This window comes from Pseudomonas taetrolens (assembly GCF_900475285.1).
Taxonomy (GTDB): Bacteria; Pseudomonadota; Gammaproteobacteria; order Pseudomonadales; family Pseudomonadaceae; genus Aquipseudomonas; species Aquipseudomonas taetrolens.
Genome location: NZ_LS483370.1, coordinates 1,444,363 through 1,463,163 on the forward strand (window position 1 = coordinate 1,444,363; position 18,801 = coordinate 1,463,163).

17 protein-coding genes are annotated in these 18,801 nt (G+C 61.1%); 10 read left to right on the plus strand and 7 right to left on the minus strand.

Features of this window, described 5'->3' with window-relative positions; genetic code table 11:
- Positions 1 to 4 precede the first annotated feature (4 nt).
- The 4 genes from kdpB to DQN55_RS06990 all read left to right on the plus strand — a co-directional run bounded on the left by kdpB (position 5) and on the right by DQN55_RS06990 (position 6,122).
- Positions 5 to 2,077 carry a potassium-transporting ATPase subunit KdpB gene (gene kdpB, locus DQN55_RS06975; protein ID WP_048382391.1) on the plus strand — a complete coding sequence of 691 codons (2,073 nt, stop codon included), beginning with the start codon at positions 5 to 7 and terminating at the stop codon, positions 2,075 to 2,077.
- A gap of 19 nt (positions 2,078 to 2,096) precedes the next feature.
- Positions 2,097 to 2,648 carry a potassium-transporting ATPase subunit KdpC gene (gene kdpC, locus DQN55_RS06980; RefSeq protein ID WP_048382392.1) on the plus strand — a complete coding sequence of 184 codons (552 nt, stop codon included), beginning with the start codon at positions 2,097 to 2,099 and terminating at the stop codon, positions 2,646 to 2,648.
- An 81-nt stretch (positions 2,649 to 2,729) separates the two neighbouring features.
- Positions 2,730 to 5,396: a sensor histidine kinase gene (locus DQN55_RS06985; RefSeq protein ID WP_048382393.1), complete on the plus strand. Its 2,667-nt coding sequence runs from the start codon at positions 2,730 to 2,732 to the stop codon at positions 5,394 to 5,396.
- A gap of 36 nt (positions 5,397 to 5,432) precedes the next feature.
- On the plus strand, positions 5,433 to 6,122 hold the full coding sequence (locus DQN55_RS06990) for a response regulator (RefSeq protein WP_048382394.1): 690 nt from the start codon (positions 5,433 to 5,435) through the stop codon (positions 6,120 to 6,122).
- Here DQN55_RS06990 and DQN55_RS06995 read toward each other — a convergent pair.
- Positions 6,119 to 7,162, minus strand: coding sequence for a patatin-like phospholipase family protein (locus tag DQN55_RS06995; protein ID WP_048382395.1), 1,044 nt, complete (start codon positions 7,160 to 7,162; stop codon positions 6,119 to 6,121). The genes DQN55_RS06990 and DQN55_RS06995 overlap by 4 nt on opposite strands.
- Before the next feature lie 169 nt (positions 7,163 to 7,331).
- Between DQN55_RS06995 and DQN55_RS07000 the strand changes: the two genes are divergently transcribed.
- The 3 genes from DQN55_RS07000 (at position 7,332) to DQN55_RS07010 (ending at position 9,284) form a co-directional block, all read left to right on the plus strand.
- Entirely contained in the window at positions 7,332 to 7,610 is a 279-nt protein-coding gene (locus DQN55_RS07000) for a hypothetical protein (RefSeq protein WP_048382396.1), read from the plus strand.
- A 29-nt stretch (positions 7,611 to 7,639) separates the two neighbouring features.
- Positions 7,640 to 8,407 carry a CHAD domain-containing protein gene (locus DQN55_RS07005; RefSeq protein WP_048382397.1) on the plus strand — a complete coding sequence of 256 codons (768 nt, stop codon included), beginning with the start codon at positions 7,640 to 7,642 and terminating at the stop codon, positions 8,405 to 8,407.
- Positions 8,408 to 8,486: 79 nt separating this feature from the next.
- Positions 8,487 to 9,284, plus strand: a complete 798-nt coding sequence (locus DQN55_RS07010; RefSeq protein ID WP_048382398.1) for an acyl-CoA thioesterase — start codon at positions 8,487 to 8,489, stop codon at positions 9,282 to 9,284.
- Here DQN55_RS07010 and DQN55_RS07015 read toward each other — a convergent pair whose 3' ends face one another.
- The 3 genes from DQN55_RS07015 to DQN55_RS07025 form a co-directional block, all read right to left on the minus strand.
- A complete protein-coding gene (locus tag DQN55_RS07015; RefSeq protein WP_053070934.1) occupies positions 9,285 to 9,542 on the minus strand; it encodes a hypothetical protein in 258 nt (85 codons plus the stop codon).
- A 132-nt stretch (positions 9,543 to 9,674) separates the two neighbouring features.
- Positions 9,675 to 10,991, minus strand: a complete 1,317-nt coding sequence (locus DQN55_RS07020) for a methyl-accepting chemotaxis protein (RefSeq protein WP_048382399.1) — start codon at positions 10,989 to 10,991, stop codon at positions 9,675 to 9,677.
- Between the two features lie 209 nt (positions 10,992 to 11,200).
- The gene (locus DQN55_RS07025; protein ID WP_048382400.1) at positions 11,201 to 12,004 is read right to left on the minus strand and encodes a TatD family hydrolase; all 804 of its coding nucleotides are present in this window, start codon (positions 12,002 to 12,004) and stop codon (positions 11,201 to 11,203) included.
- A gap of 236 nt (positions 12,005 to 12,240) precedes the next feature.
- Between DQN55_RS07025 and DQN55_RS07030 the strand changes: the two genes are divergently transcribed.
- From DQN55_RS07030 to DQN55_RS07040, 3 genes are all read left to right on the plus strand, one after another.
- Positions 12,241 to 13,659, plus strand: coding sequence for an MltF family protein (locus DQN55_RS07030; RefSeq protein ID WP_048382401.1), 1,419 nt, complete (start codon positions 12,241 to 12,243; stop codon positions 13,657 to 13,659).
- A gap of 102 nt (positions 13,660 to 13,761) precedes the next feature.
- Complete coding sequence (locus tag DQN55_RS07035; protein ID WP_048382402.1) at positions 13,762 to 14,196, plus strand: DoxX family protein; 435 nt, start codon at positions 13,762 to 13,764, stop codon at positions 14,194 to 14,196.
- A gap of 243 nt (positions 14,197 to 14,439) precedes the next feature.
- Positions 14,440 to 14,748 carry a hypothetical protein gene (locus tag DQN55_RS07040; RefSeq protein WP_048382403.1) on the plus strand — a complete coding sequence of 103 codons (309 nt, stop codon included), beginning with the start codon at positions 14,440 to 14,442 and terminating at the stop codon, positions 14,746 to 14,748.
- A 46-nt stretch (positions 14,749 to 14,794) separates the two neighbouring features.
- Here DQN55_RS07040 and DQN55_RS07045 read toward each other — a convergent pair whose 3' ends face one another.
- The 3 genes from DQN55_RS07045 to DQN55_RS07055 form a co-directional block, all read right to left on the minus strand.
- Entirely contained in the window at positions 14,795 to 16,081 is a 1,287-nt protein-coding gene (locus DQN55_RS07045) for an NAD(P)/FAD-dependent oxidoreductase (protein WP_048382404.1), read from the minus strand.
- A 4-nt stretch (positions 16,082 to 16,085) separates the two neighbouring features.
- Positions 16,086 to 17,663, minus strand: coding sequence for an aldehyde dehydrogenase (NADP(+)) (locus tag DQN55_RS07050; RefSeq protein ID WP_048382405.1), 1,578 nt, complete (start codon positions 17,661 to 17,663; stop codon positions 16,086 to 16,088).
- A gap of 120 nt (positions 17,664 to 17,783) precedes the next feature.
- Entirely contained in the window at positions 17,784 to 18,731 is a 948-nt protein-coding gene (locus DQN55_RS07055) for a dihydrodipicolinate synthase family protein (RefSeq protein WP_048382406.1), read from the minus strand.
- Positions 18,732 to 18,801 lie beyond the last annotated feature (70 nt).

An 18,801-nucleotide genomic window follows, 5' to 3' on the forward strand; every position in this document is an offset into this window, starting at 1 on the left:
GATGATGACAATGCCTGCACCTGTTTCAAGTGTGACTCCGGCGCCTGAGTCCAAACTCCATGAGTCACCGAAAACCGCATTTGCCGACCTCTGGCGCCCAGCGTTACTGAGTGCGTTCGTCAAGCTTGACCCGCGTCAGCTCAAGCGATCGCCGGTGATGCTGGTGGTTGAACTGACGGCTGTGTTCACTACTGTCCTGTGCGTGATGCCAGCGCCTGAAGTCCCCACAGGCGTCGCGCTGCAAATCGCCTTGTGGCTGTGGTTCACCGTGTTGTTTGCCAACTTTGCCGAAGCCTTGGCCGAGGGCCGGGGCAAAGCCCGGGCCGACAGCCTCAAGGCTGGCAGCGTGGGCTTGAGTGCGCGGCGGCGAACCGCCGGGGGCAGCTTTGAGGTGGTCCCCGCAACGCGTCTGCGCAAAGGTGATGTGGTGCGCGTCGAGGCGGGGGAGATGATCCCCGGGGATGGTGAGGTGATCGAAGGGATTGCCGCCGTGAACGAAGCCGCGATTACGGGCGAGTCGGCGCCAGTGATTCGCGAATCGGGCGGCGACCGCTCGGCGGTGACCGGCAATACACGGCTGGTGTCGGACTGGTTGTTGGTGCAAATCAGCAGCAACCCTGGCGAGTCGACGCTGGACCGCATGATTGCGCTGGTTGAAGGCGCCAAACGCCAGAAAACCCCCAACGAAGTGGCGCTGGATATCCTGCTGATCGGCTTGACCCTGATCTTCCTGATCGTGGTCGTGACCTTGCAGCCCTTCGCTTACTTTGCCGGCGGCAGCCTGCCGCTGGTGTTTTTGGTGGCGCTGCTGGTGACGCTGATTCCAACCACCATCGGCGGGTTGTTGTCGGCGATCGGGATTGCCGGCATGGACCGTCTGGTGCGCTTGAACGTCATCGCCAAGTCCGGGCGTGCCGTCGAGGCCGCTGGCGATGTGCATGTGCTGTTGCTGGACAAGACCGGCACCATCACTTTCGGCAACCGGCGCTGCACCGCGCTGTATGCCGCTCCCGGGGTCACCGCCTCTGAGTTGGCTGAAGGTGCGCTGCGGGCTTCGCTGGCGGATGAGACGGCCGAAGGCAAGTCGATTGTCGAGTTTATCCGCGCCCAGGGGCATTGGTCGGAGCCGGCCGCCGCGGAATTTGACGCGGTGCCGTTTACCGCTGAAACACGCTTGTCAGGTATTGATTATCAGGGACGGACCTACCGCAAAGGGGCCGTGGATTCAGTGCTGGCCTTTATCGGTCTGCAACGCAGCGAAGTCCTTCCGGCGTTATCGCGGGAAATCGACAGCATTGCCCAAAGTGGCGGCACCCCCTTGCTGGTGTGTGTCCAGGGCCGCCTGTTGGGCGCGATTCACCTCAAGGACGTGGTCAAGCCCGGTATTCGCGAACGCTTTGCCGAGTTGCGCAAGCTGGGAATCCGTACCGTGATGGTGACGGGTGACAACCCGTTGACCGCCGCTGCCATCGCCGCCGAAGCCGGAGTCGATGACGTGCTGGCCGAAGCCACGCCCGAGAAAAAACTGGCGCGCATTCGGCACGAACAGAACGATGGCCGTTTGGTTGCCATGTGTGGCGACGGCGCCAATGACGCGCCGGCACTGGCTCAGGCGGATGTCGGCATGGCGATGAACGATGGTACCCAGGCGGCGCGCGAAGCGGCCAACATGGTTGATCTCGACAGTGACCCGACCAAGCTGCTGGATGTGGTGCAAATCGGCAAGGAACTGCTGGTCACCCGGGGCGCGTTGACCACGTTTTCGATTGCCAATGATGTGGCCAAATATTTTGCGATCCTGCCCGCCTTGTTCGCCTCGATCTATCCGCAATTGGGTGTACTCAACGTGATGCACTTGAGCAGCCCGCAAAGCGCAATCCTGTCGGCCATTGTGTTCAACGCCCTGATCATCGTGGTGCTGATCCCGCTGGCGCTGCGCGGGGTACGGGTCCAGGCGGCGAGCGCGGCGCAGTTGCTGCGGCGCAACCTGCTGATCTATGGCGTGGGTGGGCTGGTGGTGCCCTTTGCAGGCATCAAGTTGATCGACATGCTGCTCACGGCGCTGCACCTGGTTTAAACCTCTGGAGGTAAACATCATGGCTACTTTGTTTCGTCCGGCCCTGTGCCTGATGCTGTTGATGACCGCGATCACGGGTGTGATTTATCCACTGAGCGTTACCGCCATTGCGCAATTGGCGTTCCCGGAACAGGCCAATGGCAGTCTGGTGCGCGATGCCGGCGGGACGGTCAACGGTTCCGCGCTGATAGCCCAGTCTTTTACCGGAGAGGCATGGTTCCACCCACGCCCGTCGGCAGGCGCCTTCGCCACTGTTTCCAGTGCCGCCAGCAACCTGGCCCCGAGCAACCCGGCCCTGGCGACGCGGATCAAGGACAGCGCCGCCGAATGGGCGGTGCCGGGCCAAGGGCCGGTACCGCTGGCGATGCTGACCACTTCCGGCAGCGGACTGGACCCGCACTTGCCACCAGAGGCAATACGCTATCAACTAGCCCGTGTGGCGACGGCCCGAGGTCTGCCGCTGCAAGCGCTGGAGCAGTTGCTGCAACGTCACATCGAGCAGCCGCTGGTGGGCCCGCCGGTGGTGAACGTATTACTGCTCAACCAGGCTCTGGCGCAGCTGGAAAAATGAAACAGTGCAGCGGCCGCGCTTTGCTTGACCGCTGCAACGGATTGCGAACGGCAAGTTTTATCCACGTGAATAGGTAACGACATGACAGATTCCGGTCGCGCCGATGCGCTGCTAGCTGATTTGCCACGGGCAGGACGTGGACGGCTTAAGGTGTTCCTGGGTGCGGCCCCCGGCGTAGGCAAAACCTACGCCATGCTTCAGGCCGCTCACACCCAGGTTCGGCAAGGGCTGGCGGTGCTGGTGGGAGTGGTCGAAACCCACGGCCGTGCCGAGACTCAGGCGCTGCTCAACGGTCTGGCACAACAGCCCTTGCTGCGCTCTGAGTATCGCGGGGTGCAACTCGAGGAAATGGACCTCGATGGTCTGCTGCAAGCCTGTCCCGGACTGGTGTTGGTGGACGAACTGGCCCACAGCAACGCGCCCGGCAGTCGACATGCCAAGCGCTGGCAGGATGTGCAGGAGTTATTGGCCGCCGGGATCGATGTTTACACCACGGTCAACGTCCAGCACCTGGAAAGCCTCAACGATCAGGTGCGCGGCATCACCGGGGTGCAAGTGCGTGAAACCCTGCCGGACTGGATCGTGCAGGAAGCCTACGAATTGCTGTTGATCGACCTGCCTCCGCGCGAATTGCTGGAGCGCTTGCGCGAAGGCAAGGTCTACGTGCCAGAGCAGGCACGGGCGGCGATCGATGCGTTCTTTACCCAGACCAACCTCAACGCCCTGCGCGAACTGGCGATGCAGACGGCTGCGGTGTATGTCGACGATGAACTGGACAAAGGCTATCGCCAGCTCGGTCAGGCAGCGCCTGCATTGCGCGGCCGGCTGCTGGTGGGCGTGGATGGCGACATACATGCCGAGCGCCTGGTACGCCACGCCAGCCGGGTCGCAGAGCGACGGCATTTGCCCTGGAGTCTGGTGCACGTCGACAACGGCACCGTACGTGACGAGCAATCGCGTCTGCGCTTGCAAAGTGCTCAACAATTGGCTGAACGCCTGGGCGGCGAGGTGGTGCTGCTGCGCGCCGGGGAAGTGGCGAAAACCCTGATTCAGCACGCGGCGGAACGACGCGCCAGTTTGCTGTTGGTCGGGCAGTCGCGTCCCGGGTGGCGGCGCCGGCTATTCGGTGGCGGGCTGGCCGTACGATTGCTGCGAGATGCCCATGGCCTGGAAATCAACGTACTCGATCAGGAGCCGACACCCGAGGTCAAACCGGGTCGTGGCGAGCGGTCATGGGTGTGGTTTGACTATGGGTTGGCGCTGCTCGCCACGGTCCTGGCCAGTGCATTGGCCTGGGGCGTCTCCAGTGTGCTGGCCTTGCCCAATATTTCGTTGGTGTTTCTGGCCGCCGTATTGCTGGTGGCCGTGCGCAGCAGTCCCGGACCGTCGCTGGCCTGTGCGGCATTGTCATTTCTGGCCTACGACTTTCTGTTTATCCCGCCCAACTTCTCGTTCAGCATCCAGCGTGAAGAAGATGTGCTGACACTGCTGTTCTTCCTGCTGATGGCGGCCTTGACCGGAAAGCTTGCTGCTCGACAGCGCCGGCAGTTGCAGGCATTGCGAGAGACGCAACAGGAAACCACCGAGCTGCTCGACCTGTCGCGCAAACTCACGGCGGCCACTGATCGTCAGGCGGTGATCAACGCTGCCAGTCAGCATTTGAGTGCCTGGAAAGAGCTCAGCGTGTGTTTGCTCAATCGCGACAGCAGCGGTAACTGGAGTACCGAAACCGGTGGCCCCCTCCAGTTCAGCGAAACCGAGCGGGCTGCAGCGGACTGGGCCTGGGCACACGATCAGTCGGCAGGGATGGGTACCGGAACGTTGCCCGCAGGTCGCTGGTGGTGGTGGCCCTTGAGCGTGGACGGCGGGCCGCTGGGCCTGCTCGGCGTGCGCGCCCGGGAAGGGCAGACGTTGAGCGGCCAGCGTCGGCGCTTGCTGATGGCGCTCAGTCAACCGCTGGCGCAGGCCCTGGCCCGCGCCCGTCTGGCCCAGGACCTTGAAGCCGCGCGCTTGCATGGCGAAACCGAGCAGTTGCGCAGTGCCTTGCTGGCCTCGGTGTCCCATGATTTACGTACGCCTCTGACCAGCATGCGCGGCAGTATCGACACCCTGCTGGCCTTGGGTGAGGCCGTTCCGCTGGAGGACCGCCGTGAATTGCTCGAAGGCACCCGCGACGAAGCCGAGCGTCTGGATCGCTATATCCAGAACTTGCTGGACATGACACGTCTGGGCCACGGCGCGCTGAAGCTGGCACGCGACTGGGTGTCGCCGGCCGACATTGCAGGCAGCGCCCTGAATCGCTTGCGAGCGGTGCTGGCGCCGCTTCAGGTGCAGGTCGATGTCCCCGCGCAATTACCGTTGCTGCATGTGCATGCGGCGCTGATCGAGCAGGCGCTGGTCAATGTACTGGAGAATGCGGCGCGCTTTTCGCCGCCCCACGGGCAATTGCAATTGAGCGCCGGTACCGCAGCGGGCGAGCTATGGTTTGCCGTGAGCGATCAGGGGCCGGGGATTCCCGAGCAAGAGCGCAGCAAGATTTTTGACATGTTCTACACCGCAGCCCGAGGGGATCGCGGGGGCCATGGCACTGGTCTGGGCCTGGCGATTTGCCAGGGCATGGTGGGCGCCCATGGCGGGCGAATCAGCGTGGGCGAAGGGATTGCCGGTCAAGGCACCTGCATCACGTTTCATTTGCCACTACGTGAGCAGCCCGAGCCTTACCGTGAAGAGTCAGAACATGAAGGCTGATACTCTACGGCCATTCTTTTCTCGCGATGAAATGCCATGAGCCTGTGCGCGACTATTTTGGTCATCGATGATGAACCGCAGATTCGCAAGTTCTTGCGCATCAGCCTGGTTTCCCAGGGGTATACCGTGCTGGAGGCCGCCACGGGGGCCGAAGGCCTGAGCATGGCTGCGTTGCAGCAACCCGATGTCCTGGTGCTGGACCTGGGGTTGCCGGACATGGACGGCCAGCAGGTGCTGCGCGAATTTCGCGAATGGTCAAACGTACCGGTGCTGGTGCTTTCGGTGCGCGCCAGCGAAGCACAAAAGGTTCAAGCGCTGGACAGCGGCGCCAATGACTACGTTACCAAGCCTTTCGGGATTCAGGAATTTCTGGCGCGCATTCGAGCCTTGCTGCGCCAGGCGCCCCAGGGGGAAGCCCGGGAGACGGCTGTTCAGGTTGGCCCGCTAACGGTCGACCTGGCCTATCGGCGCGTCCTGCTTGAGGACGTTGAAGTGGCGTTGACCCGCAAGGAATACGCGGTGCTGGCGCAACTGGCACGGCATCCGGGGCGGGTCATCACCCAGCAGCAACTGCTCAAGGATATTTGGGGCCCGACTCACGTCGAAAACAGCCATTACCTGCGCATTGTGATTGGCCATTTACGACAAAAGCTGGCGGATGATCCGACCCATCCGCGTTTTATTGCCACCGAGGCCGGTGTGGGGTATCGATTGCTGGAAGCTTAGTGCTCTTCGCTTTCGTAGCGGTCGAGGGTGTCCTTGGCAATCAGACGGCCCAGAGCGATCAGCTCCGGGGCCTTGTAGAACTCGAAGAAACGGCACACACGCTTGGGCACGTTGATCAGGATATCCGGTGGATAGCCGGCAATCTTGTACTGCGCCAATGAGGTTTGCATCACCTCGAAGCTCTGGTTGATCAGGTCCAGCAACGAAGCCGGCCCGACGTTATCGACGATGAATGAACCCGTGGCGGATTTCGGTGCGCCTTCGCGGGTGGGGGCGCCAGTTGGTTGCTGGGCTTTGGGCGATGCTGATTCGAGCCAAGGATTCACGGGTACTTCTTCGAGCAGTGGGCTGAGCATTTCCTGTTCGAGATTGAGTAACTGCTCGGCGTGTTTGTTGCGGAACGGGATGTGCGACCCCAGCGAGTTGATCACTTGATCAAAGCGGCTTTTGAAGGCGGCAGGACGTTGCAACACGGGTAACTGGTAGTGGTTCTGGGTGGTCGAGTTGAGATTGACGGCCACGATCAGGTCGCAATGACTGGACACCACCGGCACGATGGGCAAGGGATTGAGCAAGCCGCCGTCCACCAGCATGCGGTTGCCTTGCATCACGGGGGTGAACAGGCTTGGAATCGCTGCCGAGGCCCGCATGGCCTGGTGCAGGCAACCTTCCTGAAACCAGATTTCCTGTTGGTGGGTCAGGTCGGTGGCCACCGCGGTGTAGGGAATGCGCAGGTCTTCAATGTTGATCTCACCCACGATATTGCGGATCTGCCCGAACACCTTTTCACCGCGAATGGCACCCAGGCGAAAGCTCACGTCTACCAGACGCAACACGTCGAGGTAGTCCAGGCTTTGAATCCAGTCACGGTACAGGTCGAGTTTACCGGCGGCATAGATGCCTCCGACCACGGCCCCCATCGAGCAACCGGCAATGCAGGCGATGTCATAGCCACGACTTTCGAGCTCTTCGATCACGCCAATGTGCGCGTAACCCCGCGCCCCACCTGAGCCCAATACCAGTGCAATACGTTTTTTCATGAGTCGATCCTTCGCCTTACCGGTGTCCATCATGCCTTTTTGTGTAGTCTAGCGCCTGCCGGGTTCAAACCCTGTGTTCGCCAGCTAGGCTAATCAGGGCGAAGGGCACTTTTGCACGTGTTACCCGTCTTATCTTGCACTGAACTGTTTTTTCTTTGAGGAATACACCATGAAAGCCTGGATTTTTGTGCCGTTGATGGCCGTCGTGCTGGCCGGTTGTGCGGGTAAAACAGCTTATCGCGACAGTTGCGCCTCGCAATTGGATGCGGCGTGGCATGAGCTTGATCTGGCCAAGGCAGAAGGCTTTGCCGGCACCATCAGTTACTCGAAAGCGTTGTCTTTGCTGACCGGGGCCAAAACCCAGCAGCAGTTCGAAGCATTTGAAGGGTGCAGCAAAAAAGCCGAGAAGGCGCGTTTCTATATTCGTGAGTCCCGTGCAGGGCGTTAAGCCATTGCGGTGACGAGGGGAGGATAAGGATGTCAGTGTTGGTTGACCGGATTGTGGCGAACATTTTGCGTCTGGAGGTCAGGTTGCTGGCCTGCCAGGCGCGCTTGCAGGCCAATACGGACCCAGAGGCCCTGCATGACTTGCGCACCACGGTTCGCCGGTTACGCAGCCTGTTGCGTCCCTTGCGCGGTTTGCCGGGCGTGGTGCAACTGGAAATGGCCGCCTCGCAGGTCGGCACCCTGACCACGCCCTGGCGAGACCTGGAGGTCATGGCGGCCTACTTGCAGCAGCACGGGCATAGGCAACTGGCCGAGCGGCGCCGGGAGCAACTGTCCGGCGTGTATGCGGCCATTGCCGAGAGCGTGCAGCTTGAGCAATTGCTGCTGATCCTCGATGTCTTTCCGCGCTTTCTCCGTGCCGCACAGCGTGAAGACATGCTGCGCGGTCTGCGTCAGCGCATTGAAGCGGTGCTGGATAAACAGTGGCTGACCCTCGAAAAAACCCTCAACGATCCGGGGCATGATCGGCATCGCGTCCGCCTGCTGATCAAGCGGGTGCGTTATGCGGGCGAAGCCTATCCCGAGCTGGATCACTTGCCTGAACAGGTGGTGACCCGACTCAAAACGGCTCAAAAAGCCTTGGGACAGTGGCACGATGCGTGGCAGTGGTTGCTTCAGGCCGAGCAGCAGCCCGACCTGCAACCTTGCGTTGAGCAATGGCGCGCAGCCCTTGTCAGCGGGGAAAAACAGGCTGACAAGGCGCTGATCAAATTGAGTGCGGCTTGCTTCCACTCCTAGGATTTGGCCGATATGGGCGCTGCGCAGTCCCGACTGTGTGGGTACCATCCCTCGGGTATTTTCCTGTATCGAGGTGCTCATGCAGTTTTCAGAGTTGGTTGAAGCGGTGCGCAATAACCCGCTGGACGTGACGATCGGTGAGGACTGGGGACAGGGGCGCGCCAGTTTCGGCGGGCTGATGGCGGCCTTGCAGTACGAGGCCATGCGGGCGCGCGTGTCCAGCGAGCGAGCCTTGCGATCGCTGGCCGTGACCTTTGTCGGCCCTGCCGAGCCGGGCGTTCCGATCCGCTTTGAGGTCGACGTGCTGCGTGAAGGCAAGGCGGTCAGTCAGGTGTTGGGGCGGGCCGTACAAAACGGTCAGGTCGTGACCCTGGTCCAGGGCAGTTTTGGCGCATCGAGTGAGTCAGTGGTGAGTGTCGAAGCGTTGCCTGCGCCAGAGATGAAAACCGTCGACGAATGCCCGTTATTGCCCTACATCAAAGGCATCACGCCGGAGTTCATGCGTCATCTGTCGATGGGGTGGGCGGTGGGTGCCTTGCCGTTTACTGGCAAGGGCACGCGGGAAATGGGCGGCTGGGTGCGCCTTGCCGGGGAGGTCAAAGACGAGGCCCTGACCGAGACGCATCTGCTGGCGCTGGTGGATGCCTGGCCACCGGCCTTGTTGCCGCTGCTGAGCAAACCGGTAGCCGGCAGTACGCTGACCTGGACCATCGAGTTCGTGCAGCCGTTGCCGGCGGTCAGCACGCGGGAGTGGTGCAAATACCTGGCGGTCATCGAACATGCGCGTGACGGCTACGGCCATGTGGCGGCCAACCTCTGGGGCCCCGGAGGCGAGCTGATTGCTATCAGTCGCCAGACCGTGACCGTTTTTGGTTGATTAAAAGGTTTTGCTGCGCTCTGGCCGGGCATCGAGCCGGCGGCCCTGATGCTGCAAGCCCAATGCTGCAACCAATGCGACCAGGCCGATGATGGCGCTTGGCGCATTGCTGCTGAATATCCCTGATACCAGCAGCAGAAAGGCCACAACGATCATTGGCACTGCGATCATGTTCAGTGCCTGGTGCGCAGGGGTTTGATGGCTCTGCGGGTTCGAGCGCCATTGCCATGCAGGCAGGTTGGGGTGACGTTTGCCCATGAGTGCACTCCTTGTTTTGTCTGGGTTCAGGGCTGTCTGAACCGGATAGACAAAGCATAAGTCCGGGGCGTTCAGGGGGCGAATCAACTCTGGCTATAAACCTGATAGGGCGTTCTCTATCAATGCCACGATCTACAATTTCAACTGGCCTATGGCCCGGTTCAATTCCCCGGCCAGGGTCGCCAGTTGATAGCTGGTGGTGGCGGAGTCAACCGTTTGCTGGACGGTATTTTCGGTGACGTCACGGATGCTGACCACGGCGCGGTTCATCTCTTCCGCCACTTGGCTTTGCTGCTCGGCAGCCACGGCAATTTGCGTATTGTTTTCACGCATTTGCGCCACGGCATGGGTGATCTCGGCCAGGGCCATGCCGGCTTCTTGCGCCAGTTTCACGCAGTCGTCCGCCTTGGATGAGCTTTCCTGCATGAAGTCCACCGCATCCCGGGTGCCGGTCTGCAACACTGACACCATCGAGGTGATTTGGTCTGTAGAGGTCTGGACCCGCTTGGCCAAATGCCGCACTTCATCGGCCACCACCGCGAAGCCACGTCCCAGCTCGCCCGCCCGGGCGGCCTCGATGGCGGCATTCAACGCCAGCAGGTTGGTTTGCTCGGCAATGCTGTGAATCACACTGACCACGCCATTGATCTTCTGGCTCTCCTGCGCGAGCTGCTGGATCATCTGGGCCGTGGTTTGCACGCCATTGGAGAGGCTGGAAATGGAGTCTTGCACCCGGCTGACCACTTGCTGCCCGCTGCCGGCCAGGTTGTCGGCGGTTTGTGAAAGATCACGGGTAGCGCTGGCGTGCTGGGCAATGTGGTAGACCGTGGCCGACATTTCGTTGATCGCAGTGGCGGCCTGGTCGGTTTCGCTCTGCTGACCGAGCATGCCGTGACGCACTTCATCCATGCTGTGGGCCAGTCGCGCGGCCCCGGTGTCCAGCTGCGCGGCGGTGTCGGCCACCGTGTTCACAACGCGCTGGTAACCGGCCTGCATGGCATTGAAAGCACTGGCCATCTGCCCGACTTCGTCTGTACCGGCCAGCGGTACGCGGGCAGACAAATCGCCACTTTGTTCCACATGCAGCATCACGTCCTTGAGGGTGTTGAGCTGGCTGAGCAAGAAGCGGATCAGCAACTGCGAGGCGCCAAGCATGGCGAGCATCAGCACCAGTACCGCAACGGCATAGTTGGGCAGGCGCTCGATAAACACCTGGGCCAGGCTGGGGGCCTCAAGCTGAACCGGGAGGGTTTGGGGCAGCGGTTGCCCGGCAGGCCAGACCTGGAGTAATTGCGCCTGAGCCTGGGCACCAGCCTGAGCGGCAGCGCTGCGCGATTGTTGCTCAAGCTGCACGGCGTACAGCACCAGCAACAGCGTGGTGACAAAGGCCACCGCGTTGACGGCCCAGAATTTGTATTTAAGCGAGATGTTGCTAAGCCAGGCACCCATGGAAGGTCTTCTCTGAGGTCGCGCAAACAATATTGGCAAGGTGCCATCATTGTGCCGTCATCGAGGGCAGGCTGGGTTGATGTGGGTCAACCCGAGACAGGTTCTGTAGGCAGGCTTTCAGGGTTGTTGCGCAACCCGTTGCAGCCTTCGGCAGCGGCTACAGGATGTCGATGCCGGACGCGGCCTCGCTCTGCTCGGCCGCTGCGACGTCAGATCCGTGGCAGGCCAAAAAATGCTCGGGCGCAGGCGGTGGTGTGCTCTGCCAGGTCTTGCTCGCTTTCACCCCGATGCACGGCGACTTCGCGCAGTACTTCGGTCAGGTAGGCCGGCTCGTTTCGGCCATTTTTCGGTTTCGGCCGCAGGGTGCGCGGCAGTAGATAAGGTGCGTCGCTTTCCAGCATCAAGCGGCCGCGGGGAATGTCGCGCACCAGCGGGTGCAAGTGGGTGCCGCGACGTTCATCACAAATCCAGCCGGTGATGCCGATGTGCAGGTCCTGATCGAGGTAGCTGAACAATGCCTGCTTTTCGCCGGTGAAGCAGTGCACCACAGCAGCCGGCAGGCGGTCGCGGTAGTCACGCAGGATCTCAAGCAGTCGCTGGCTGGCATCGCGCTCATGTAAAAACACCGGCAGCTGCAAGTCCACCGCCATCGCCAGATGGGCTTCCAGAACTTTTTCCTGTTGAGGGCGGGGCGAGAAGTCGCGGTTGAAGTCCAGCCCGCATTCACCCACGGCACGCACCGTCGGCTCTTTCAGCAGGGCCAGCAAACGCTGGGCGCTGTCGCCGTTCCAGTCACTGGCAGAGTGGGGGTGAATCCCGGCGGTGGAGAACAGTTGCTGAGCGCTTTCATCCAGCGCGCGGCACAGCTCCAAGGCCTGTTCGCTGCCGTCCACGCTGGTGCCCGTGAGCACCAATTGGCTGACCCCGGCTGCGTAAGCACGGTCTAAAACCGCTTGGTGCTTGTTGTCGAAGCTAGGGTTGGTCAGGTTGACGCCGATATCGATGAGTTGCATGGTGCTACCTCAGGCCACAGGCCGGAAAGCATATCAGAGCTGTAGATTTATAAGAAAAACCAAGAACTACAGGCAGTTATGGTTGTCTTTGAATGCCGCGACCGCGTAATGCCCAGCGTGTTCCTGGCTGTTGCAACGCGTTCGTACACTGTTTCCAGCGTGATTAGCCCTGAAAAAGGGCACCGGTGGTCGGGTAATCCGCCACGGTGCTGGACTGTATTCCTTCCGGAGAACGGATGACGAGACCGACGCTATTGATTGTGCTGTGCCTGATGCTGATGCCATTGCCGGTATTGGCTCGTGTGGCCGGCCCCTTGCAGGTGGGTCAGCCGAGTCAGGTCCGCGATCTGGCGCAAATTCGCAGCAGCCAGGTGCTGCGTGTTCTGGTCAACCAGAGCCGCAACAGTTCGGGTGAGGTGAAGGGTCAGGATATCGGCGTTGAATATCACCGTTTGCGCGCCTTTGAGCGCTACCTCAATGTTCAGGCCCGGGACGGCCAGGAAATCACCCTGAAAATCATTCCCAAGGCCAAGGATCAGTTGCTGGGTGCCCTGGCGCGTGGAGAAGGCGATCTGGTTGCTCCTGGCGAGTTGATCGACGCCAAAGCCAGTCGCGGCATCAGCGCCAGCGCCCCGATCATCCACCAGGTGCCTTTGTTGCTGGTGGGAGGCAAGGGCGGAAAGCGCTTTACACGCTTTGAACAGCTCTCGGGTCGCACCGTCGCATTGACCACCGGCAGTGTCGCGGGTGCCGCCATTAATCAGCTCAATCAAAAACTGGCCTTGCGCAAATTACCCCCGGTCACGATCGAATGGGTGGATCCGACCCTGGCCGTCGAAGACGTGCTGGAGATGGTGCAGGCCGGCATTTTTCGCCTGACCATCGTTGAAAAGCCCATTGCCGAGCGTTGGGCCAGGCTGATGCCAAAATTGCGCTTCGAACGCAAAGTGCTGATCAGTGAACCGGCGGCCATGCGCTGGTATGTGCGGCGTGATGCCTCCATGTTGCGTGCCAGCATTGACCGGTTTCTGACCCTCTATAAGGTCCCGGCCGATCAGGATGTAGCGTTTGAACGGGTTTATCGCCGGTTGTATCGGGTGCATTACCCGTTGGCCCGGGCCGATCGCCAAAAACTTGAAAAATTGAGGCCGGTGTTGCAGAAGCACGCCCGGCAGCAGGGCATGGACTGGCTGAACCTGGCCGCGCTGGCGTTCAAGGAGTCCACGCTGAATCCCAATGCGAGGGGCGGTGGCGGGGCGACCGGGTTGCTGCAAATCACCCCTTCGGCGGCCCGGCGGGTGGGGGTCAGCAACATTCAAAATGTCGATAACAATGTGCTGGCCGCGGTCAGGTACCTGTCATTGATCCGTCGCAAGTTTTTTTCCAGCCCAAAACTCAATGAGCGAGAGCGCATGGCTTTTATGCTGGCGGCCTACAACATGGGCCCGGAGAGGGTTCAAGGGATGCGTGCGGAGGCCCGGCGACGTGGGCTTAATCCCAATCAATGGTTCTTTCAGGTGGAACGGATTGCCATGGAGCAGGTGGGAATGGGCGCTGTCAGCTATGTTAACAGTGTGAATAAATACTACTTGGCTTTCGACCGTGAGCGCGGCTCGCTGGAGCCTGCAGGGGATAAGTTTGCCCTCCGCAAATAATCGAATTATTCGATTGTTATTTAGGGTTTATTCGACTTTTACTATTTTAAAAGCTGATTAATATGGCGGCCATTCCCAACTGATCACTTAAAGGATTTCAACATGAGCAAACTGACCCAAACCGTTCTAGGCACTCACGCCGGTTATGGCCTGACTGTTCTGCGTATTTTCGTAGGCATCATTTTTGCCGCTCACGGCTCGCAAAAGCTCTTTGGATGGTTCGGTGGTAACGGATTGGCGGGCACAGCCCAATGGATGGAAAGTATTGGCCTTGCACCCGGCGTGCTGATGGCCCTGTTGTCGGGTGGCACCGAGTTCTTTGGCGGTCTTGCCCTGATTATCGGTTTGCTGGCTCGCCCTGCAGCTCTGGGTCTGACGTTCACCTTGCTGGTGGCGATTTTCACCGTGCATATCAGTAACGGTCTGTTTATGGCCAACAACGGTTACGAGTTTGCCCTGGCGTTGCTGGGCGGCACGGTTGCGGTACTGATTGAAGGTGCAGGCAAGGTGTCTTTCGACGGTGTAATCAGCAAGTAACCCTCTGCGTTCTGTCAAAGGCCCGTCTAGTACGGGCCTTTTTCGTTATACGAGATTCTTGACAGTTATAAGCCGGTTTATCTAGGATGTTTTCTTGCGCCGATTTAAACAGCTACTTGCGGGGCGCCAGGTTATCGAAAGATCACCTAAGAGGCTTGAAGCAGGCCTCGAAATACCGCTAAAGCGCTGGTTCGGTGTTGCCTCTCACCTGCCACGCAGAATCTTGAGGCGGAGAACCGATACATGAGTCAACCACGTCCCCTGGTACGTCTTGCGCCGATTACGGCGGGCCATTCGTTACGCAATCCAAAAATCCTTCTGGGCGGTAAGCATCAGCCGACGTTGCTGCGTTATCTCGACGGCTGGCCGCGTCGCAAGGGACGTGCCACTGCGTTTGTGATTCAGTTTGTCGAGCAGGGCGACGGGTTGGCGCGTTTTGCCAATGACAGCTTTGACCTGGCGGTGATTCAGTCGCCGAGCGCAGAGCTGGCCGCACAGGTGATTGGCAACCTGACCCGGGTCTCTCGACAAGGGTTGATTACCCTGCGCTGAGGCACCTGCGGGGACTCGACAGACCGCAGGCCCCCGCCGGTGATCTTCAAAAACGCTGCAATCGATAGGCTTCGATCGACGGTAACCCATGAGTGCCGGTAGCCGTTCCGGGTACTGCCAGCTGGCCGATGAGTTCGGCCGTGATCGCGGCTTGCGTCAACCCCAGATGCTGATGGCCGAACGCGAGCAGCACCTTGCCGTCGCATACTTTATCGATGATCGGTAACGAGTCTGGCAAAGACGGGCGGAACCCCATCCAGGGCGTCGCCGCATCTGCGTTCAAGTCGCGTTTGAACAGGCCCTTGCTTAGCCGGTGCAACTGCCAGGCGCGCTCCATGCTCGGCGGACGCTCGAGGCCGGCGAACTCGACCGTGCCAGCCAGCCTCAGGCCATCACTCATCGGCGTCATGATGAATTTTCGCTCCAGCGAGGTCACGGCGAAAGGCAATCGCCCATGTTCATGGGGCAGCATCAAGTGGTACCCGCGCTCGGTATCCAGTGGCACCTTTTTGCCGGTCAGGGCAGCGGTGAGTTTCGCCGAGTGGGCACCGCAGGCGATCAATACCTGGCGAGCGGTGGCCCGGCCCTGATCGGTGATCAGCGAAACGCCACCTTGCTCCAGATGCCCGCCTTCAACCCGCTGCTTGAGAAACTGCACACCGCTGAGCCTGGCGGCGTGCACCAGCTCGCTGACAACCTGATAAGGGTCGAGAAAATGTCCGGTACGCGGAAAGAACAACCCGCCCTGGAGATGCTCGCTCAATTGCGGTGCTGCCTCGCGCACGGCACTGGCCTGCCACCTGTCGACCGGCACGTGTTGCCCGTGCAGGCGAGCCAGCAGCGCATCGATCGCTTGCTGTGAATCGGGGCGCTCGAATACCAGCAATGAACCGTCTTCTTTCAACAGATCAGGGCGGGCAATCTCTTTCAGCAACCGATTCCAGGCGCCCAGGCTGCTTTCATTCAGTGCGCGAATACCGGCCACCGTGCGCTGGTAAGGGGTTGGGCGCAGATTCAGCAGCAGGCGTGCGAACCAGGGCAGGGCGCGCGGCATGTACTTCCAGTCCAGGCGCAGCGGTCCCATCGGGTCCATGAGCATGGCGGGCAGCCGTTTCAGGATGGACAGGTCGGCAATGGGGAAGACCTGTTCGGTGGCCAGATGCCCGGCATTGCCGTACGAAGCACCGCGGCCAGGGTCTTGCTGATCGATGACGACCACCCGCAGCCCCCGGCGTGCCAGTTGCAGCGCACTGGCGACGCCGATGATGCCGGCGCCGACCACGGCAATGTCGGGGGTGTCGTGCAGGGTGTTTGAAGTCGGGTGATTGGGCATGGTTTCAGGCTTCTCTCTGACCGTCGAGCAAGCGACGCAGCTGCAGCGGATTGCTGTGCTTGAGCGCGGCAGGCAGGAGAGTGTCCGGGAAGTCCTGGTAGCACACCGGGCGTAGAAAGCGCTGGATGGCAGCAGTGCCGACCGAGGTCGTGCGCGGATCAGAAGTGGCCGGGAACGGCCCGCCGTGAACCATTGCATCACACACCTCAACGCCCGTTGGCCAGCCATTGACCAGCAGGCGTCCGGCCTTGCGTTCCAGGGTTGGCAGTAACGCCCGGGCAGCCTCTACGTCAGCGTCATCCAGGTGCAGGGTGGCGGTCAGTTGACCTTCCAGGAACTCGATCACCTGACGAATCTGCTCATCGTCGGCACATTGAACGATCAACGCTGCAGCCCCGAACACTTCAGCCTGCAAGGCAGTGTCGGCCAGAAAATCCTCGGCGCGGGTGACGAACAGATGGGTCTGGCACTGGTTTGGCGCTTCCCTCTTCAACCCGACTGCCACTGGCTGTGCATGAGCATGCTCAAGCAATGAGCCGATACCGGACTCATAGGCCTGAAAGATACCGGGCGTCAGCATGGTTTGCGCCGGGCTGCGCTGCACAAGATCTGCTGCCACGCTGATGAAGCGCTCCAGGGCCGGGCCCTGACGGGCAATGACCAGACCGGGGTTGGTGCAGAACTGGCCGGCACCCTGGGTCAGGGAGGTGACAAATCCCTGCGCCAGCGCTTCGCCTCGTGCCTGCAGGGCTGCCGGAAAGAGTACGACCGGGTTGATCGAGCTCATCTCCGCGTACACCGGGATGGGTTCGCGACGGGCCTGAGCCGCCTTGCACAAGGCCATCCCGCCGCTGCGCGAGCCGGTGAAGCCCACGGCTTTGATGCGCGGGTCGCTGACCAGAGCGATGCCCACTTCGCGCCCCGAGCCAAACAGTAATGAAAAGACCCCCGGGTGCAGTTCTGATTTTTCCACGGCGCGGGCAACGGCGCGCCCCACCAGTTCGCTGGTGCCGGGGTGAGCGCTGTGAGCCTTGACGATCACCGGGCAGCCCGCGGCCAGTGCCGAAGCGGTGTCACCGCCGGCGACCGAGAAGGCCAGCGGGAAGTTGCTGGCACCGAACACGGCCACCGGGCCCAAGGCCACCTGGCGTTGACGCAGGTCCGAGCGTGGCAAGGGCTGGCGTTCCGGTAATGCCGGATCGACTCGTACATCCAGCCATTCGCCCGCCCGCACGGTGCGGGCAAAGGTGCGCAGTTGCTGGCAGGTCCGCCCCCGTTCACCGAGGATGCGCGGACGCGGCAGACCGGACTCGGCAACCGCGCGCTCGATCAGCTCATCGCCAAGGGCTTCAATCTCATCGGCCATGGTGTCGAGAAAACGGGCGCGGGTGGCCAGCGAGGTCGCGTGATAACTGTCAAAAGCAGCTCGTGCCAAGGCGCAGGCCTGTTCGACATGCTCGCCGGAACCGCCCGGGTAGGCCGGTTCGAGCGGCAGGTCGGTGGCAGGATTGATCGCCCTGATTGCTGCACTGTTACCGGTGATGGCGTGCTGACCGATCAGCATCTTGCCTGTCAGAGTCATGACGTGCTCCTGGATAAGTAAGGCGGGAAACGAGCTGGGCGCCGTTGCGAAACAGGGGTGTAACGCAACGGGTAATAACAGGGGCGACGCGCATCCGGCGCGCCGCCATACAGGCAGGGATCAGGCGACGTTCTGTTCGGCTGACCAGATTTCGTACCACTGGCGGAACAGCGCGTACTGGTTCTCGGCATAGCGACGCTGGGCATCGCTGAGGACGTCGGTGTCGTTGAAATGCAAGCTGTAGGCCTGGTCGCCATTGAGCACCATCAGGTGCTTGTAATAGAGCACCAGGTCGGTGCCTTCGTCGAACGACGACAGCACGCTCAATGCAGACTCCAGCTCTCTGGCCAGACGACGGGCCTTGGCATCGCCTTGCGCGGCTTGCTTGCTCAGGGCCACCAGTTGCAGCACTTCGCGGGGCAATGCGTTGCCGATACCGGTAATGGCTCCGGTGGCGTTGCAGTTGACGAAACCATGCACCACTTGGGTGTCAACGCCGACCATCAGCGTTACGTCATCGTCCTGGGAGGTGATGTGCTCGGCGGCATAGCGCATGTCGGCGGCGCCGCCGAATTCCTTGAAACCGATCAGGTTCGGGTATTCACGGCGCAATTCGAAGAACAGGTCCGCACGGGTAGCGAAGCCGTAATACGGGCTGTTGTAGATCACGGCAGGCAGACCCGGGGCCGCTTTGAGGATGGCGGCGAAGTGGGCTTTTTGCGCGGCCGGCGACGCTGCACGGGACAGCAGTCGAGGAATCACCATCAGGCCCTGGGCGCCGACTTTGGCAGCATGGGCGGCATGGGCCACCGCTTCGCGGCTGTTGACGGCACCGGTACCGACGATGGTCGGAATACCCGCGGCCACCAGACGTGCGACACCTTCTTGGCGCTCGGCTTCGGTGAGCAGAGGCCAGTCGCCCATAGAGCCGCAATACACCACGGCGCTCATGCCGATATCGATCAGTTCGCGGCCCTTGGCCACCAGTGCATCAAAGTCCGGCTTGCGCTCTGCGGTGCAGGGGGTCATCAGTGCAGGAATGCAGCCAGTGAAGATGTTATCGCTCATTGTTGTAACTCCTTGAGGCGTTTATTCAGAGGGTGTTAAAAAGTTGGCCGCCAGGGCGGCATCCCGCGTG

Bases quoted from the DNA above. Each gene is read 5' to 3' on its own strand.
- DQN55_RS07050 (WP_048382405.1), bottom strand. From the start codon at position 17,663: ATGACTCTGACAGGCAAGATGCTGATCGGTCAGCACGCCATCACCGGT.
- DQN55_RS07005 (WP_048382397.1), top strand. From the start codon at position 7,640: ATGTCAGTGTTGGTTGACCGGATTGTGGCGAACATTTTGCGTCTGGAG.
- kdpB (WP_048382391.1), top strand. From the start codon at position 5: ATGACAATGCCTGCACCTGTTTCAAGTGTGACTCCGGCGCCTGAGTCC.
- DQN55_RS07045 (WP_048382404.1), bottom strand. From the start codon at position 16,081: ATGCCCAATCACCCGACTTCAAACACCCTGCACGACACCCCCGACATT.
- DQN55_RS06985 (WP_048382393.1), top strand. From the start codon at position 2,730: ATGACAGATTCCGGTCGCGCCGATGCGCTGCTAGCTGATTTGCCACGG.
- DQN55_RS07000 (WP_048382396.1), top strand. From the start codon at position 7,332: ATGAAAGCCTGGATTTTTGTGCCGTTGATGGCCGTCGTGCTGGCCGGT.
- DQN55_RS07010 (WP_048382398.1), top strand. From the start codon at position 8,487: ATGCAGTTTTCAGAGTTGGTTGAAGCGGTGCGCAATAACCCGCTGGAC.
- DQN55_RS06990 (WP_048382394.1), top strand. From the start codon at position 5,433: ATGAGCCTGTGCGCGACTATTTTGGTCATCGATGATGAACCGCAGATT.
- DQN55_RS07020 (WP_048382399.1), bottom strand. From the start codon at position 10,991: ATGGGTGCCTGGCTTAGCAACATCTCGCTTAAATACAAATTCTGGGCC.
- kdpC (WP_048382392.1), top strand. From the start codon at position 2,097: ATGGCTACTTTGTTTCGTCCGGCCCTGTGCCTGATGCTGTTGATGACC.
- DQN55_RS07035 (WP_048382402.1), top strand. From the start codon at position 13,762: ATGAGCAAACTGACCCAAACCGTTCTAGGCACTCACGCCGGTTATGGC.
- DQN55_RS07030 (WP_048382401.1), top strand. From the start codon at position 12,241: ATGACGAGACCGACGCTATTGATTGTGCTGTGCCTGATGCTGATGCCA.
- DQN55_RS07055 (WP_048382406.1), bottom strand. From the start codon at position 18,731: ATGAGCGATAACATCTTCACTGGCTGCATTCCTGCACTGATGACCCCC.
- DQN55_RS06995 (WP_048382395.1), bottom strand. From the start codon at position 7,162: ATGAAAAAACGTATTGCACTGGTATTGGGCTCAGGTGGGGCGCGGGGT.
- DQN55_RS07015 (WP_053070934.1), bottom strand. From the start codon at position 9,542: ATGGGCAAACGTCACCCCAACCTGCCTGCATGGCAATGGCGCTCGAAC.
- DQN55_RS07025 (WP_048382400.1), bottom strand. From the start codon at position 12,004: ATGCAACTCATCGATATCGGCGTCAACCTGACCAACCCTAGCTTCGAC.
- DQN55_RS07040 (WP_048382403.1), top strand. From the start codon at position 14,440: ATGAGTCAACCACGTCCCCTGGTACGTCTTGCGCCGATTACGGCGGGC.